Origin of the sequence: Sporosarcina sp. BP05, assembly GCF_014282005.1 — a bacterium.
Taxonomy (GTDB): Bacteria; Bacillota; Bacilli; order Bacillales_A; family Planococcaceae; genus Sporosarcina.
Genome location: NZ_JACFTD010000004.1, coordinates 75624 through 92676 on the forward strand (window position 1 = coordinate 75624; position 17053 = coordinate 92676).

16 protein-coding genes are annotated in these 17053 nt (G+C 39.7%); 3 read left to right on the forward strand and 13 right to left on the reverse strand.

Annotated features, from left to right (window positions below; genetic code table 11):
* Positions 1 to 2 precede the first annotated feature (2 nt).
* Positions 3 to 1046, reverse strand: coding sequence for a HAMP domain-containing sensor histidine kinase (locus H2672_RS06370; RefSeq protein ID WP_186670439.1), 1044 nt, complete (start codon positions 1044 to 1046; stop codon positions 3 to 5).
* Positions 1043 to 1717, reverse strand: coding sequence for a response regulator transcription factor (locus H2672_RS06375; protein WP_186670441.1), 675 nt, complete (start codon positions 1715 to 1717; stop codon positions 1043 to 1045). Before H2672_RS06375 ends, H2672_RS06370 begins: the two co-directional genes overlap by 4 nt.
* Before the next feature lie 409 nt (positions 1718 to 2126).
* Between H2672_RS06375 and H2672_RS06380 the strand changes: the two genes are divergently transcribed.
* Positions 2127 to 2426, forward strand: coding sequence for a DUF3243 domain-containing protein (locus tag H2672_RS06380; protein ID WP_186670642.1), 300 nt, complete (start codon positions 2127 to 2129; stop codon positions 2424 to 2426).
* Between the two features lie 236 nt (positions 2427 to 2662).
* Here the strand turns inward: H2672_RS06380 and H2672_RS06385 are convergent, their stop codons facing one another.
* The 5 genes from H2672_RS06385 to H2672_RS06405 all read right to left on the reverse strand — a co-directional run bounded on the left by H2672_RS06385 (position 2663) and on the right by H2672_RS06405 (position 6433).
* Positions 2663 to 2908 (reverse strand): hypothetical protein, encoded by a 246-nt coding sequence (locus H2672_RS06385; RefSeq protein WP_186670443.1) that lies wholly within the window; start codon positions 2906 to 2908, stop codon positions 2663 to 2665.
* A 385-nt stretch (positions 2909 to 3293) separates the two neighbouring features.
* Positions 3294 to 3704, reverse strand: a complete 411-nt coding sequence (locus tag H2672_RS06390; RefSeq protein WP_186670445.1) for a MarR family winged helix-turn-helix transcriptional regulator — start codon at positions 3702 to 3704, stop codon at positions 3294 to 3296.
* A 144-nt stretch (positions 3705 to 3848) separates the two neighbouring features.
* A complete protein-coding gene (locus H2672_RS06395; protein ID WP_186670447.1) occupies positions 3849 to 4235 on the reverse strand; it encodes a sporulation protein in 387 nt (128 codons plus the stop codon).
* Between the two features lie 3 nt (positions 4236 to 4238).
* Positions 4239 to 5441 (reverse strand): AI-2E family transporter, encoded by a 1203-nt coding sequence (locus tag H2672_RS06400; protein WP_186670449.1) that lies wholly within the window; start codon positions 5439 to 5441, stop codon positions 4239 to 4241.
* Positions 5442 to 5473: 32 nt separating this feature from the next.
* Positions 5474 to 6433 (reverse strand): LCP family protein, encoded by a 960-nt coding sequence (locus H2672_RS06405; RefSeq protein ID WP_186670452.1) that lies wholly within the window; start codon positions 6431 to 6433, stop codon positions 5474 to 5476.
* Between the two features lie 256 nt (positions 6434 to 6689).
* Here H2672_RS06405 and H2672_RS06410 point away from each other — a divergent pair, with 256 nt between their 5' ends.
* Both H2672_RS06410 and msrA read left to right on the forward strand, forming a co-directional pair.
* Complete coding sequence (locus tag H2672_RS06410) at positions 6690 to 6788, forward strand: YjcZ family sporulation protein (RefSeq protein WP_186670458.1); 99 nt, start codon at positions 6690 to 6692, stop codon at positions 6786 to 6788.
* A gap of 163 nt (positions 6789 to 6951) precedes the next feature.
* Positions 6952 to 7482: a peptide-methionine (S)-S-oxide reductase MsrA gene (msrA, locus tag H2672_RS06415; RefSeq protein ID WP_186670459.1), complete on the forward strand. Its 531-nt coding sequence runs from the start codon at positions 6952 to 6954 to the stop codon at positions 7480 to 7482.
* 836 nt (positions 7483 to 8318) lie between these two features.
* Here msrA and asnB read toward each other — a convergent pair.
* From asnB to H2672_RS06445, 6 genes are all read right to left on the reverse strand, one after another.
* Entirely contained in the window at positions 8319 to 10169 is a 1851-nt protein-coding gene (asnB, locus tag H2672_RS06420) for an asparagine synthase (glutamine-hydrolyzing) (RefSeq protein WP_186670461.1), read from the reverse strand.
* A 63-nt stretch (positions 10170 to 10232) separates the two neighbouring features.
* The gene (glnA, locus tag H2672_RS06425; RefSeq protein WP_186670468.1) at positions 10233 to 11558 is read right to left on the reverse strand and encodes a type I glutamate--ammonia ligase; all 1326 of its coding nucleotides are present in this window, start codon (positions 11556 to 11558) and stop codon (positions 10233 to 10235) included.
* Positions 11559 to 11560: 2 nt separating this feature from the next.
* Entirely contained in the window at positions 11561 to 12472 is a 912-nt protein-coding gene (gene dapF / locus H2672_RS06430; RefSeq protein WP_304626072.1) for a diaminopimelate epimerase, read from the reverse strand.
* Between the two features lie 12 nt (positions 12473 to 12484).
* Complete coding sequence (locus H2672_RS06435; protein ID WP_370569614.1) at positions 12485 to 13729, reverse strand: LL-diaminopimelate aminotransferase; 1245 nt, start codon at positions 13727 to 13729, stop codon at positions 12485 to 12487.
* Between the two features lie 425 nt (positions 13730 to 14154).
* Positions 14155 to 14943 carry a helix-turn-helix domain-containing protein gene (locus H2672_RS06440; RefSeq protein ID WP_186670473.1) on the reverse strand — a complete coding sequence of 263 codons (789 nt, stop codon included), beginning with the start codon at positions 14941 to 14943 and terminating at the stop codon, positions 14155 to 14157.
* Positions 14944 to 15684: 741 nt separating this feature from the next.
* Positions 15685 to 16884 (reverse strand): MFS transporter, encoded by a 1200-nt coding sequence (locus H2672_RS06445; protein WP_186670475.1) that lies wholly within the window; start codon positions 16882 to 16884, stop codon positions 15685 to 15687.
* Between the last annotated feature and the right edge of the window lie 169 nt (positions 16885 to 17053).

Here is a 17053-nt window from a genome sequence, read left to right on the forward strand (position 1 = left end):
TCTTACATTGGAAAAGTGACCGTAAAAAGGGTTCCTTCATTCAATTTACTTTGTACTTGAATGGAACCTTCATGCATGTCGATGATTTTCTTCGTAATGGACAAGCCTAAACCACTCCCACCCAGCATACGATTACGTGATTTATCCACTTTATAAAAACGCTCAAATATATGCTGTTGATCCTCCTCAGCTATGCCCATTCCTGTATCTGCTATGGTAACAACGGCTTCCTGACCACGCCGATAAAGAGCGATTTTCAGGCTATCACCACTAGGCGTGAACTTGATACAATTGTTTATGAGATTAATCCATACTTGACTCATCAGCTCTTCGTCAGCGGTGATTTCCACTTCATCTAATGAGATATCTAGCTCCAACGATTTCGCAAGCCACTGGGGTTCAAAGGATAGAATGATTTCACGAATTTGTTTATCCAATCGGTACGCTACCTGCTCAAAAGGGTGATGCTGAGACTCTATGGATGTTAACTTCAATAAATTATCGCTCAGATTGGCTAATCGTCTGCTTTCAGTCTCGATAATCTCAAGATAACGCTCCCGTTCTTTGGGCGTCAAATCGCTTTGCTTCAATACAGTAGCAAAACCACTAATCGAGGCCAGTGGCGATTGGATTTCATGGGATACATTGGAGATAAACTCTTGACGCATTTGCTCTATTTGATTCAACTCTACCGCCATCTCATTAATGCTATCCACAATTTTCCCGAAAGGATGATTCTTTTTATGTTTGAATTGATTCGCCAACTTGACATTAAAATCGCCCTTGGAAATTCTTCGCATTGCATCAATCATCATTGTGAAAAAATCCATTCGCCGCGGGGAAGCAAATCTCGAAAAAACCCAACTAGTGACAATGAACAGAAATATCATCGCAAATAATGTAATCAGCCCTTTAGAGAAGTCGCTATTATGCAAATCCCATTTCTTATGAATGAACGAAGTTCCAAAGTATGCTAGCGACCAGTAACTGATAGTGACGATTATCCACGCAAATATGGCTGTTCCAACACGCAGAACCTTCCTCAACCTCCCACCTCTAGGCGATAACCTAACCCGCGAATAGTGCTGATTTTAAAAGAATCACTGTTAACTGAAAAACGCTCGCGCAATCGATTAATATGCACATCAACCGTTCGATCTGTACCTTCATAATCATAACCCCATATATCCTCAATCAACTGCTCTCGCGAAAAGGTTTTACCAGGATAGCTCGCTAACTTAAACAGCAATTCAAATTCTTTCAGCGGTATTTCTACATTAAGATTTCCCAAGAACACTTCATATGTTTTGCGGTTAATCATCAGTTCGCCCACCTGGACCGTCTGTGAAATTGCAATTCGATAGCGTTTAAGTAACGCTTTCACCCTTGCAGTAAGTTCAGCCGGCTCAAACGGTTTCACAAGATAATCGTCCGTACCTAACTCAAACCCCTTGACCTTCTGGGCCGTATCCCCTTTGGCTGTCAACATCAGCAAAGGGATATCATACTGCTTTCTAATTTCTCGGCAAAGCTCCCATCCATCCATGTTTGGCATCATAATATCCAGTAGTACTAGGTCTGCCTTAAATGACTGTAGAGTTGCCAAAGCTTCAATACCATCGCATGCTTCCACTATTTCAAAGCCTTCTGGACGTAAGAAAAGTCCGATCAACTCCCGCATATGCGGATCATCATCTACAATTAAAACCTTCGCCAAATTTGAATACCTACTTTCTTTGCTCATCGATTAGTTCATTTTAGTAGACGCATGTAAACTCAGTATAAACAACGTTTAGGGCATCTTCACATTATACAGCTTTGCATAGGAAGGTATATTAAACAGGATGTTTGAGGGGACTTTAAAAAAACGCGGACTGACGAACAACCTATAACAAAAAACGGCTATTAACTCGATTTGAGGATAGCTGAATAGAGAAACTAAAAAAATTAACTGCAATCACTCGCTACTTCTGTTTGTTCCAACACATGTAATGTACGTTAATATTACAAGGAAATAGGTACATTCGTTTTTCACTTCGATCCAATGGCATTAATTTCCTGGTTATAAAATTGAGTTTAAGTAAACAATATGAGTTCAAACAAAAAAGGGAGTGTTTTTAGTGGATATGAATGATAAGGTACAAAAAGAATTATCTAAAATTGATGTCGAGAAAAAGGACGAGATTTTAGAGAACTTTAATCGATTCAAAAAGTATCTTTCCGAGAAAGTTGAGTTGGGGGAAAATATGGGCTTGAGTGAAGAAAAACTTGCTAAAACAACAGAATTAGTTGCAAATTATCTTGCCAAACACGAAGATCCTCGCAATAGGGAGGAGAAATTGTTAATGGAGCTTTGGACTTCCGGTTCCAAAGAAGCGCAACACACACTAGCACATATGTTACTGGAAATGGTACGGAAAGCTTAGTAAAAGCGAGTTGGATATGTTTATATTAAATAGATGACTGTAATTAATCAAAAATGTGACCTATCCGCTAATCTGTGGATGGGTCACTTTTACATTGTTTTACTTATTTATAGCAACAAGTATATCTAACCGCTAACCAATGCCTTCTGCTAACAGTTCCTACTTCCGGGCCTATAGTGGACTTTCACCACCCAGCGATTCCCCATGCCGGGCACACTACTAAAAAAGGGTATCGATTACTTGTCACTCTTCTCGACAGTATTTTTAGCGCTTGAATACAATCCCGAAGCTGATAACCCTAGCATCCCCCCCACTAATATCCCCTGCCTCCAATCAAATTCAGTCACGTAAACCACGCCTATAACAATACCAATTACTAAAGCTATAAACGGCAACACCTTTTTACTTACACCGGCCCTTTTAAACAACTCCACAATCCCCAAAATAAGTGGAATAATAACTACATCATAAATCTCAAACATTTTATCACCTCTTTCCCTTCTACTATTTTATGAACTACTCGTCCTTTCAGTGACGATATACTTTCTGCATTTTTTCTAAAATGAATACCCAGCTGATTACGAATTCTCCATCCCACACAAATAAAAGTGAATCCAATTGTGTTACCGCCAGCAACTTCTTTGAAATATATACATAATTACCACCAATTCGCGCACATAAACGTATTAGTTGCATTTTACAAGTAATGAACATAACCAACCTACTCCCTCAAAAAACTCTGTGCAAATTACTTGCAGTCTACAAATTATTTACTACAACTATTTGTACACCGCAATTTATCGACATTTTAATCATTTGCAATATGCAAACTTTTATAACAATAACCCATTTGGTACTGATTAACTCTTAGTTTCCACGCAGCCTTTCCTCCAATACATGCATGGAACGAAGGACTGTTTCACGTTCAAAGTCATTCATAGAAGCCAAAGCATTCTCCATTTTGGCTGCAATGGTCCCGTTGATGGCCACCACCATGTCGTTTCCCTGTCCAGTTAACGATAGTAGATATATTCGACGATCCCCTTCATACGGCGTTCGGGAAACCAACCCTTTCTTTTCTAGCGTCCCAATCTGTCTGGAAAACGTCGTAATGTCCATTCCGGCAGCCTCAGCCACCGTTTGCATTGATGGTTTATTCATTAATGAAATCTCATAAAGAATTGAACTTTGAACGATAGAAATCACATCGCAACTCGACTTATGAATGCCATTCATGCTTTTTGATAACGAGTGAAAAATAGGAATAATTTTATCCATTAATGAATTCCCCCCACCAACCCTTTCTGCAATTATACAGCAAGAAAAACGTAAGTAGCTATATTAATAGAAAATTCAAACTCACAATGGGTAAGTGTTTCCAATCAAGATGCAAAAACGCGTCCATATAGTTGGACGCGTTCGCTAACATGCATATGTAATTTCGCCTTCATCTTGGATATCGATCCCGTTTTTGAGATGAACCGTGGTCTTTAAAATGAGCGTTTGCGTTTGGGCTTCCGATCCGCTCTCCCATCGCTCGTCAGGTACCATTTCAAACGGAATCATCCATGTTTCTTTGGATTTGATGTCACTCATTATTTCAATAGATTGTTTTGCAATGATCACTTCATCCGTTTCCGACCGCTTCATCAACTCAATCTCAATATAATCTACGAGTTCATCACTGTTATCCCCTTCAATGTAAACCGTGCCGGAAAGCGTTTCACCAAAAGCGACATTCGGTCCATCGACGTTTGTATTAACGGTCATTGCTCCATATTCAATTGTTGATAAAAACTGCCTAACCATGTTCTATTCCCCCAATCTTTGACCATCCGTATCTTCATAATATAAGCCTTCAGCTGCTACATGTTTATTATACCGTATTTTGAACAATTTAAATAAATGTGTTACCACAACTTTCATGAGTGCGTATCCCGGGATTCCAAGAACGACACCAGGCACACCGAACAACGATCCCGCTGTCAGTAAAACGAAAATGATTGTGACCGGATGTGTATGCAATGATTTCCCCATAATTTGAGGTGAAATAAACTTTCCCTCAACAAGCTGAACAATTGTCCAAACGATTGCTAACTTGATAAGCATGAAGGGCGATGTCACAATGGCGATAATGACCGCCGGAGTAATTGCGATAAGCGGTCCAAGATACGGAACTACGCTTGTAAACATTGCAATGACACCGAGTAGTAACGCGTATTTCATTCCGATGATAAGAAACCCAATTGAAATCATGACACCAATGCAGATGGCCACAAGAATTTGTCCCTGGATATAAGAACTGATCTGGTGGTCCGCATCACGAAGAATCGTTTTAGCATCATCCCTCATGTGCGGAGGCAACATTTGAATAAAGAAGCGCGGCAATTTCTCTCCATCTTTCAATAAATAGAAGAGAATAAATGGCACAGTAATAATTGCAAGTAGAAAACCAGTTAAAGCAGAAATGAAAGAGCTAAGACCACTTGCGATTCCACCGACCGCATCCGTGAAATACTTTCCGAGATCCCCTTGCCCAGATTCAAGGACGTTTTTTACATTTATATCCAAACTTTCATAATAAGAAGAAAAAATGGATGTTTTCAAAAATGAATCGATTTGCAGCACCAGTTGGTTGAAATATGTCGGGAATTCTTCGACAAGATTATTAAACTGGATTTTCAAGAATGGGAAAACCATGAATACTAGCAATGTGATAAGACCCATAGCCCCGATGAATATAATTAATATACCCCAAATTCGTGGTATTTTGATTTTTTCTAGTATACGTAAGATGGGTCTTAGTAAATAATAAGCAATTGTCGCAAGAATGACTGGCAATACTACCGTCGAGAAAAATACAGTAATTGGATAAAAGATGAAAGATATCCGATTAAATATGAGTATGATTAAGCCGATCAATAATAGTGAAACAAGAACGAACAACGTGCTACGCCCACCTAAAAAACGAATTATATTCGAAATGGGTCTATTTCTTTTCTCATCAACCTCCATCGGCATCCTACCCTCTCGTCAAGTTTGTGCTCTTAATCCAACTGCATACTAAGAAATTCGGAAATCGCCTCTTTATTTTTTACGGTATCCACTTCAATAACAGATCCAGCGTGTGGATACGAATTGAATGAATAAGATCCCTCTATCGGAACAGTCATCGTTTCAACCTCGGCACCTTTCTTCACTAGAAGGGTGATTGCACGTGAAATTTCGTCTTTTGACGTCAAGTCCGTGTTAATGAAACCTGATAGCGCACCTGCAAGTTTTGGTATATTAGCAATCATTCCTGGTCTCATCGCTTCGTCTTTCATCGCCGAGATTACTTCTTGTTGTCGTGCAACTCGACCAAAATCCCCTTCTGCATCTGCACGAAAACGCGCATAGCCAAGTAATTCCTTGCCGTTCAACTGTTTTTTTCCTGGCATAAGTGTAACACCAATTTTTTCTGACATTTCTTTTTTGACATCAATCTCTACTCCGCCTGGAAACGCGATATCAACAATCGATTCAAAATTAGCAAAATCAACAATTGCATAGTGATGGATAGGAACACCAAACATCCCTGTTATCGTGTCTTTCGTAGTCTGCAATTTGCCCAGATAATAGGCGGTATTTAACTTATACGACTTGTATGCTGGAATTTCCGCATAAATATCACGCATAAATGAAATGACCCGTATTTTCCCAGCACCCTTATCCCAAGACAGCACCATCATTGTATCTGTCCGTGATCTACCACTGCCATCATCGTCCACACCGAGCAGTAAGTAATTTTCTATGGATGTATACTTCGGATCTGTGGCATCCCCTTTAAACGGACCCGGATCAATCCCATTGTCTTTTGCCAGTGATTTCCCCGCATTGTATTCAACATATGAATAAAGTCCAGCTCCGATAAAACAAAGTGTAACTATTAAAAAGATGACCCTGCCGATGCGAAGTTTTTTCTTTCTTCTTCTTTTCGGTACTGGCCCTTCATAATGCTCTTCCATTATTGATTCCTCCAAAAAATGATATCTCCATTAGGACGAACAGGAAGCCTCTTGGTTGCGTCTAATTATTTCAATTATAACACGATGGGCCATTGACGTTAACCTTAACTATCTTTTCCCCGATTCATGGCCTGCTAATGTAATTATATCCATTATTATTTTTTCTATAATAGTCGATTTACAATACTTCCCCACTCACCCCATTACATACCTGCATATGTTACATAGATGTTGGTGCAGAAAGGTGGTGTAAAATATGGGACGTGAACATTGTGGCGGAGAAGGTAATTCGTTTGCTTTGATTGTTGTGCTTTTTATACTATTGATAATCATTGGCGCAAGCTTTATCTGTTAATAAATACTAATTCATTCTCAACCGCTCATTTGCATCTCTCAACTGTAGGAGCGCTTAGTAGGCGCTCTTTTTGCTATTGTATTCAACACAAGCAAACAACTATTTTCCACTATTCTAATTATGATACAATTCACTTACAAGCAAAGAAAGGGCGTTGTTAACGATGACTGAAAAAAAAGTTGAAAAAGCAACATTCGCTGGTGGTTGTTTTTGGTGTATGGTGAAACCTTTTAAAGAGTGGGACGGCATCCAGGACATCGTTTCCGGTTATATGGGCGGACATGTTGAAAATCCTACATATGAAGATGTCAAAAAGGGCGACTCCGGTCATTTGGAGGTCGTCGAAATCACATATGACCCTTCCATTTTCCCCTATGAAAAATTGCTAGATGTATTTTGGCAGCAAATCGACCCTACAGATGCAGATGGACAATTTCAAGACCGCGGCCATTCGTATTCAACAGCTATCTTCTATTATACAGAGGAGCAGCGTCAAATTGCCGAAACGTCTAAAGAAAAACTTGGTGCGAGCGGTACATTCACTAATCCAATTGTGACACCAATCCGTCCCACTGAAACATTTTACCGTGCAGAAGAATATCACCAGGATTATCATGAAAAAGAACAAGAGCATTACAAAAAAGACCGTGCACTATCAGGTCGGGATGAATTCATCGCAGGGCACTGGTCTTAACGGTAAGTACTGAGGTGCCCGATTATGAATTTTATTAAGCTACTAGCAATTTCAATAATGTTCTCTATCATTGGGATTAAAGTGGGACTTCCAAGCTATAGGTCCCATCATAATATGTAAAAACCTGAATGATGCGCACTTATCAAAGTGCTCACTATTCAGGTTTTCTTGTTCAAAGATAATAAACTGTTTGACTGTAGTAAAGATTGATAAACTACTATTATTTCTCTACAAAATGCTGTATATACGGCGGCATTTCTATTAAAGCGGCACGTAAACATTCAGGATATAATGCTACATGATTCAGTTCAAAATTGGTGTCCATTTAAAGATTAATTGCTCACCTTCAATTCTGAGAGAGTAAGTGATATTCGGTAAAAAAACTATAAATGAAGATTATTTTTCCATTTCGCTTGAAATAACTGTTTGCCAAATCGCTAATTATTGTAAAACGCACGTATTAGTTAACTCTCAACCTCTTTAATTTGAATCAATTCTATCTACCCATGTTTCATTTTCAAAACGTAGAGCCACTTAATTCTTAATTATAAATGACATGATTCCCCCCTTTGTTTTAGCTAATCATCAAACACTTACCTATGTATAGAACCTAAGGTCATCGTTCATTTTGCGGTAATATGCTTGGAATTTAACTTCTAATGTATATTTAGACATACAAACACCCCGTAAATGTTAATTGGTGTCTAACATTTACGGGGAAGTTCAGAATTGCGATATTCCCCTAGGGGTTACTTCATTTACTCGTCAACCAAGCTATATTAATGAGCTGAGTCACCGACTTGCCACCACTCAAAATCAATAAAGATCGAACGAGATTAGTTATCAATGATGTTTATGTTGTAATTTTCAAGCCACATGTTAATTTGGACTAGGTGAGCTATGAGTTGGGGGCCTGTCATAAGCTGGCCGAACCAAGGAACTTTGAATGAGGATCCGTCTGAATCGATGATGTCTTTGACTTTTTGTTTTGAGACGAGTTCTAGTAGTGGTGATGTCTTATTATCTAGGATATTATTTAACTTAGTCTTTACTAGTTTCATATATGTTTGATGATGCGTTTTAGGGTACGGACTCTTTTTCCGATAAAGAATTTCATTAGGAAGTACTCCTTCTAAAGCCTTTCGTAATATCCCTTTCTCATGACCATTCAACATTTTCATGTCCCATGGTATGTTCCAGGCATATTCAACTATACGATGATCAGCGAATGGAACCCGCACTTCGAGACTTGCTCCCATACTCATGCGATCTTTTCGCTCCAGAAGCGTTGACATAAACCAAATCATATTTAAATAAGACATTTCTCGGCGCCGCACTTCTATTTGGGTTTCCCCCCCTAGATGAGGCACTTCACTGATTGTTTCGTTATAACGTTCCCTCACATACCCTTCCAAATCGAGTTTCTTTTGCCAATGTGGAAGCAACAGCTGCTGTCTTTCCGCTTGAGAGCGTATCCACGGGAACCCCTTTCCATTCAGCAATTCATCTTTATAGAACCAAGGATATCCTCCGAAGATCTCATCCGCACACTCACCAGACAAAGCAACTGTATAATCTTGTTTCATCTGTTGGCAAAACCATAACAATGATGAGTCTACGTCTGCCATACCAGGTAAATCTCTCATCATTACCGCTTCTTCCAACAAATTTGCGAGCTGATCATTAGTTATAATAGCCGAGTGATGAACAGACCCCAAATATTGTTGCATTTTCTGTATCCATGGTGCATCTTGATCAGGCTGAAAGGAACTCGCTTTGAAATATTGATTGTTTTGCTCGTAGTCAATGGAGTACGTATGAAGGGTACCGCGTCCCTCTTTTTTAAAGAATTCTGAAGCAAATGAACTAATCGCGCTCGAATCAAGTCCTCCAGATAAGAATGTACAAACAGGTACATCAGCAACTAACTGGCGCTCAACGGCATCCCTAACAAGATTTTTCAAGTGTTCAACCGTCTCATCTACCGTATGATGATGCATTTTGCTTTCTACATTCCAATATCGCCAAATTTTGAGTCCATTTCGATTGTAAGTCAATGCATGAGCTGGGCGAAGTTCATTAATACCCCGAAAGACTCCATGACCAGGAGTCCGGGATGGCCCTAACCCAAACACTTCCTGAAATCCCTCCCTGTCCACTTCACTTTTCACTTTAGGATGTGCCAGGATTGCTTTAAGCTCTGAACCAAACACGAGCGATCCGTTTTCTTCACGGTAAAATAGTGGTTTGACACCAAGTCGGTCTCGTGCCATAAAAAGCTGCTCCCGGTGTTGATCCCAAACAGCAAATGCAAAAATACCATTTAGATGCTCTACGCAATTTTCTCCCCACTCAATATAAGCCGTTAGCAACACTTCCGTATCGGAATAAGACTGAAAAGAGTACCCTCTTTGTAGTAATTCCTTTCTAATTTCTTCTGTATTATAAAGCTCTCCGTTATATACGATAGTAAAAGTATGATTGTTTTTTTCGATTGACATCGGCTGTATACCTCCGGCAGGATCGACAACAATGAGCCGTGTATGACCAAGTAATAGATGGCGCGAACTCCATACATTAGAAGCATCCGGACCTCGCTTCGCCAATGTTTTTGCCATCTTTTCCACAATGAATACTTGTTGTGTCAAATCTTGATGCCAATCAATCCATCCTGTAATTCCACACACTCTCGATCACTCCTTCTAATTAGTAATTTTCATATTGGCTTTATTTAACCATCCCCCACTACATTAATAGTGCGACATATATTGATCACGTTCCCAGGGGTGTACTTGTATCCTATACATATCCCATTCGATTTCTTTTTCTGCAATAAATCGTTCCAACAAATGGCTGCCTAGAGCTTGACTGATCACTTTGTCTGCTTTCAAATTTTTTATGGCCTCAGTTAAAGTAGCCGGCAAATCAATGATTCCGTTTTTTTCCCGCTCTTCTTTTGACATCACATAGATATTTTGGTTAATTGTTTCAGGAGGTGTTAAATTATTTTTTATGCCATCTAATCCCGCAGCTAGCAGGACAGCCATGGCTAAATACGGATTTGCAGCAGGATCGACACTACGAACTTCTACACGTGTACTCATTCCACGTGATGCCGGGATTCGAATGAGTGCACTTCTGTTTCTTGCTGACCAAGCCACATAGCATGGCGCCTCATATCCGGGAACTAGCCTTTTGTAGGAATTTACGGTAGGGTTTGTGATAGCAGTAAAACCCTGAGCATGTTTCAGAATTCCTGCCACAAAATTTCTTGCAGTATCACTTATTTCTAGCGAACCGTTTAGATCATAAAATGTATTTTCTCCATTTTTGAATAAGCTCAAGTTACAATGCATACCCGATCCATTTATGCCAAATAATGGTTTAGGCATAAATGTCGCGTGCAACCCGTGTTTGCGGGCAATTGTTTTAACGATTAGCTTAAAGGTTTGAATATCATCACAGGCTCTGATTGCACTTTGGTATTTAAAGTCAATTTCATGTTGACCAGGTGCTACTTCATGATGAGAAGCCTCTATCTCAAATCCCATTTCTTCCAGTTCCAATACGATTTCGCGACGGCAATTTTCCCCTAAGTCAATTGGTGCAAGATCAAAATAACCGCCATGATCATTCAATTCTAGTATTGGTTCACCCAAGTCATTGAGTTTAAATAAGAAAAATTCAGGTTCAGGACCAACATTAAAATCAGTAAACCCAAGTTCTTTCATTTCGTTCATAATCCTTTTAAGATTATTGCGAGGGTCACCTTCAAATGGTGTTCCATCTGGATGATAAATATCACAGATGAGGCGCGCGATCTTTCCTTTTTCTGTTGAAAAAGGAAAGATCATAAACGTATCTAAATCTGGGTATAAAAACATATCCGATTCTTCAATACGTACAAATCCTTCAATTGATGAGCCATCAAACATCATTTTGTTATCCAGTGCTTTTGGCAACTGACTAATCGGAATTTCAACATTTTTAATTGTTCCGAATAAGTCTGTGAATTGCAATCGAATATACCTTACATTTTGCTCCTTTGCCAAATCTACTATAGATTCTCTATTCATACTTAGACCCTCCCATTTTGTTTAAAATCATTACCTTCATTGATCATGGAACCACTAATATAGCTGTCTCTCTCCAATTCTCCATGGCAGATATAGGTTACTTTTCCTCTTTTCCATAAGTGACCATGTTCATCCCAACTTACCGTCAAGTCTCCTCCAGGAAGATGAACGGTTATCGGAAGATGTCTATCCAACATATCGTTTAATGAAGCAGCCACTACCGCAGCGCAAGCCCCTGTTCCGCAAGCCATTGTAATGCCCGATCCTCGTTCCCACACTCGATAATCAATTTCTCGGCTGTTTTTGACATGAACAATGCCGACGTTTATTCGTTCTGGAAATAAATCGGAGTTTTCAATGACGGGACCTATTTTATCTAACGGAACATCATTCACATCATCGACAAACATGATCGCATGTGGATTCCCAATCGATACACAAGTTATGTGGTAGACATCACCTCCAAAAGCATGCGGTTCATTCATCGCTACCGTGATTGGATCTCCTTGCATCGGTATCATACTTTTTAGTAGTTTGGGCTTGCCCATATCGACAGTTACATACTGCACGCGCTTTTCATTGTCTATATCCAGTTCCACACTCACTACCCCACCTAACGTTTCAATTGTAAAAGTGGATGCTGTAGCGTACTTTTGATCAAAAAGAATTTTTGCTACACAACGCAAACCGTTGCCACAATTCTTAGCTTCTGATCCATCGACGTTAAAAATTCTCATCTGAAAATCTGCTATTTCCGAAGAGCCTATTAGGATTATGCCGTCAGACCCGATACCGAAGTTGACATCAGAGACTAATCGAGCAAGCTGATTATAGTCTTGATAGTCCATTTCAGCTTCTAATTGATTGAAAATAACATAGGAGTTTCCCAATCCATGCATTTTAGTAAACAACAACTTTATTCCCCCCTAAAAGATGAACTTGGATGAACTCAGCCTTGTTTTGATTTCAGTGATTATTCGTTGTTCTTCCTTCACCCCTTTTGCTTGAAACGTAACCGAAAATCGCACATAGTTTCCGGCATCATCCCACGGAACGCTGGATATTAAATGTTCACGTAATAAATAGTGGCTAAACTCTTCCGCAGACTGAAATTGAGGACCGCTTGCAACCGCTTTTGGTATCTTCGTATATAAGAAAAATGATCCGTTCGGTTTTTTAACAGTAAAACCGCACTCACTTAATGCTTTCGCCAAAAGATCATGACGCCGTGAATACTTCATAGCGGTAAGTTCTGTGATTTCTGGATGAGAAAGGGCGTATGCCGCTGCTTTTTGTATGGCGATAAATTGACCAGAATCAACGGTGTCCTTCACTGTCTTAAACGCTTTGACAAGTTGCGAATTACCTGCCACAAACCCAATGCGCCAGCCAGTCATATTGAATGATTTCGATAAAGAATGAAGCTCTATTCCAACCTCCTTTGCCCCGGGGACAGAAAGAAAGCTAAGCGGCTTTTCATCATCGAAAACAAGAGCGGCATAAGAGGCATCATGCACAACAATCAATTGGTTTTTCTTTGCAAATTGAACGACTTCCTCAAAGAATTTCGCATTTGCTACAGCTCCTGTTGGGTTGTTTGGATAATTCAAGTAAAGTAGCTTCGCTTTCCTTAGAATACCTTCACCCAATGAATGTAGTTTTGGCAGAAATGAATTTCCCTCCAATAGCGGCAGATGAACAACTTCTCCTCCGTAGTATCCAGTGTGAGTGCCTAAAATAGGATAACAGGGCGATGGCATCAGTGTAATATCGCCAGGATTGATGAAAGCTGCAGGAAGCATCGCCAAGGCCGACTTTACCCCGATCAAATGGTTGATCTCTGTTTCTGCGTCAAGATCATCCACTCCAAATACATGTTTCATATATTTGGCAGCAGCATGCTTCAGCTCAACTATCCCATTATCCGCATACATGCGATTTTCAGGTTTCTTTGCTTCTTCTGCCAATACTCTCACGACTGCTTCATCTGCCATTTCATCTGGCTCACCAATGCCAAGATCGATTAATTCCATGTGAGGGTTTGCCAGCAATGCCTCTTTTTTTACTCTCTTTATATTTTCGAATTTATAGATTTCCTCCTTTAAGCCAAACTGCGGACCACCTAAACGGTCTGCGAACAATTGTTGTATATATTTAGTTGACATATCCATTCCTCCCAAACATTAAGGCCATCTAGCTCATGGTGGACTCATTGAATACAATGACCCCCCTCCTTACCTTCTTGAATCGCCCAACCTAACTCTGGATCCGCTCTTCTCTAGCTACGATGGGTGAAATTTTCAAACACGTTCATGGTTTGATTGATGATTGTATTGGATTTATCTCCCTTTCTAATCGCCAGCATCGCAACTCTGCAAGCAGCATGTTAAAACTGACGCTCGCACATTCTCGTTTTTTGTTATCCACATCTTTTCCATTTGAAACCTTCCTTCACTGCTTAAATTCATTTTCTACTTTTATAATATCGATTTTAATACGGAATTGACTTAGACTCATTGATCAAACATTTGCACTTTTAAATTGGTAATACAGTAAATTCGCAATAAAAAAAACCAAGCATTAGAGCCTGGCGAGTTTAACGAATTTCTGAAGGGTTTGTACCTGTATACTTTTTAAATTGTCTGCTAAAAAAATGGAGATCGCTGTATCCAAGGACACACGCAGCTTCTGTAACGGTCAACCCTGAATAACGGAGTAAATGTTCCGCTCGTTCAATGCGCGAACGAATAATATATGATCTAACCGTATGGCCAATTATTTGTTTAAACTTAAGGGAAAAATATCTTGGAGAAAGATTGGCTCTGGCTGCTAAACTTCCAATTGAATGTTGTTCACTGGGATGTTGCTGAATATAGTTAGCTATTTCCCGAACAGTTTCCAGCAAACTGTTGCTCGTATTTGCAATTTGCTCTATCTTTTCTTCCGCTTCTCTCAATAGGTGAATCATTAATTGCTTTAAGATGAGCTTTGCCTCTATTTCCATTCCAAATGATTTTACTAATAACAAGCGAACGTATCGAGTTAAGAGTGATTCAAAGCTGATAGTATTTTCGACTAGCCGATGAGAGGTAGGGACTAATTGTGGTGTTTCAGTTAAGTCAAAATGAATGTAGGTTAATACTAGGGGGTTTTGGGGATCATGAGTGGCTGTTGTTACGTCTCCATGTTTAAAAAGAAAACAGTGACCTTTTTGTAATTCGTATGCCTTTCCGTTTAATACTAGTGTTCCTTCCCCGCTCCAAACATAAAATAAATCATAATTAGGGAACGGTTTATCCCGTTTTTTCCATTGCCAGGTCGGCTCACAATGAATAGTGGCAAATACCTGTTTCAAAATAAATTGTTCTGGATTCAAATCTAACATGCAGCACCTCCTTATTTTCCTGCAAACCTTTTTAAGAAAATTATTACTAATACTATCTACTGTCTACGATGAATCCTATGTAACCATATTCGATAAAACTTGCTGAAATTCCTATCTTTTAAAGATTTTAATATAGTAATAAAAGAGTAGAAGTCCACCCAATACGAATAATCCATAATTCACCTTACACTCGCAGCATCAATGTAGAAAACGGAAATTAGGAATAATCACCTCCAATACAACCTGTTTTAAATCGGGCCAGATTTATTTACTGTGACCCGCTTATACTGATGAGTTTGGAGTACTGATTGCGGATAAATAAATGGGATTTCTAGGTTCAACGCCCCTTATGTGAAATAGTCGATGCTGGTTTGTAAAAAGGCAGTTGTTAAGTATTGCGTACACCATCTCATTCATTGATCAACAAGTGGTTCCATGTTCCCTTTTTTTATGATAGTAACAAGCATCACACAAATAATGATCAATAGTCCGTATACATCAAGTTTTCCCAGTAATCGAATAGGGGTCATTCAATCCAAAGCAACTGTTCACGAACGCCATGTGTTTTATTCAGTTATTTGCTGATTACTTTGATTAATCATCACATGTGGTAAAAAAACCATATAAATGTTTATTTATTACTAAAGTGTGAAAATAGTTAAGCTCTAAAGATTCTTGAATTGAATAAACCCCACAGAGAAAATAGTTCAACTCTGTGGGGTTTTCAATATAATTTATACATTAATCTTCACGCACTTTTTTATCCCCGATCATAAACGTCAGGATGAACATCATCACATACAGCGACATGATAATGCCAAACGTATAATGATGGTTCGCCGTCCCATCGTAAACAACCGCAATCACAAGTGGCAATAATCCCCCAATGATGAAGCCGCCTGTTTGCATCATTGCAGTCCAAGAACTTGCTTCCTCGGCAGTCTTTGTCTCGTCAAGTGGCAGGAGAAGTGCAATGGGGAATAAACCGCCTAGCGGAATGCCCATGATGAATGCGCCTGCCCACATGAGTGGATGGATCCCCGTCCAGAACAGCACGACCGCGAGCATTCCTGCAATGAGCATTAGCAATAGCCAAAACTTTCGTGCTGGAAAACGCTCCATCAGCAACGGTAGGAGTATGTTTAAAAATATTTGGACCGTCGTCATGATACTAAGGAGCGTTCCAGCCTGCAACAATGTCATTCCCGCGGAAATCGCAATGGGCGCAAGCCATGTAATAATTGAAAAGAAAGCAGATGACTGCAAACCAAAGAATAGTAAGAACAGCCATGCCTTCCGTGTTTTCCACGGGGATTTCCTCTTTTTCTGTTCACCCTTCACGGCAACGGAACTGAGTTGTCGTACTTCTATGTTCCCTTTCATTGCTAAAAACCATGCTACTAGACCGAGAAGCGCCAGCACGGACCAAATACTAAGTGCAAACAAGTATGATCCTGTTCTATCAAAAAATACAGCGGTCAGTCCTGCACTAGCTGCAGACCCGACCCCCATCCCGAATGAATAGATGCCGATAACGGATGCAGCACGGTCTGGAAAGTACTGTTTAATCATCGCAGAAAGAAGTGGCCCGATTACTGCGATAGCAATACCTATAAGGAATGCTGTTCCGATTAGAATTAGAAAACTGGAAATGAATCCCCGTAAAGCCGTCATTAGTCCTATTAGAATTAGCATCGCGTAGATTGTACGCTTCAATCCAAATTTCCGGTTCAATACTGGAGCCATTGTGGCAAAAATGCCCATACAAATGACAGGAACCGCCGTCAATAGACTCACCTGTGCATTAGAAAGCGTCAACTGCTCACGGATTGTTTCAAGCATTGGGCCTATCGATGTGATGGCTGGCCTCATATTAATGGATATCGCAAAAATCGCGAAAATAATAAAAAACGCATTTTGTTTAGTTACTTTTTCAGGCATATACTCGTTCCTTTCCTTCTATAAAACAAATGGCTCTGGGCGTTCATTGGTGAGGGTAACTCTGGTCGTCCCCCTAAAACGGACAAAAAAAGACTGAATTTGAGCTTCATCTCCCTTTGAATAATTATGCACAAACCAAAATTGATTTACTTGCCTTCCGTAACTGCTT

Coding starts and splice junctions, on each gene's coding strand:
- H2672_RS06380 (WP_186670642.1), top strand. CDS start 2,127: ATGAATGATAAGGTACAAAAAGAATTATCTAAAATTGATGTCGAGAAA.
- H2672_RS06385 (WP_186670443.1), bottom strand. CDS start 2,908: ATGTTTGAGATTTATGATGTAGTTATTATTCCACTTATTTTGGGGATT.
- H2672_RS06390 (WP_186670445.1), bottom strand. CDS start 3,704: ATGGATAAAATTATTCCTATTTTTCACTCGTTATCAAAAAGCATGAAT.
- H2672_RS06395 (WP_186670447.1), bottom strand. CDS start 4,235: ATGGTTAGGCAGTTTTTATCAACAATTGAATATGGAGCAATGACCGTT.
- H2672_RS06400 (WP_186670449.1), bottom strand. CDS start 5,441: ATGGAGGTTGATGAGAAAAGAAATAGACCCATTTCGAATATAATTCGT.
- H2672_RS06405 (WP_186670452.1), bottom strand. CDS start 6,433: ATGGAAGAGCATTATGAAGGGCCAGTACCGAAAAGAAGAAGAAAGAAA.
- H2672_RS06410 (WP_186670458.1), top strand. CDS start 6,690: ATGGGACGTGAACATTGTGGCGGAGAAGGTAATTCGTTTGCTTTGATT.
- msrA (WP_186670459.1), top strand. CDS start 6,952: ATGACTGAAAAAAAAGTTGAAAAAGCAACATTCGCTGGTGGTTGTTTT.
- glnA (WP_186670468.1), bottom strand. CDS start 11,558: ATGAATAGAGAATCTATAGTAGATTTGGCAAAGGAGCAAAATGTAAGG.
- H2672_RS06435 (WP_370569614.1), bottom strand. CDS start 13,729: ATGGATATGTCAACTAAATATATACAACAATTGTTCGCAGACCGTTTA.
- H2672_RS06440 (WP_186670473.1), bottom strand. CDS start 14,943: ATGTTAGATTTGAATCCAGAACAATTTATTTTGAAACAGGTATTTGCC.
- H2672_RS06445 (WP_186670475.1), bottom strand. CDS start 16,884: ATGCCTGAAAAAGTAACTAAACAAAATGCGTTTTTTATTATTTTCGCG.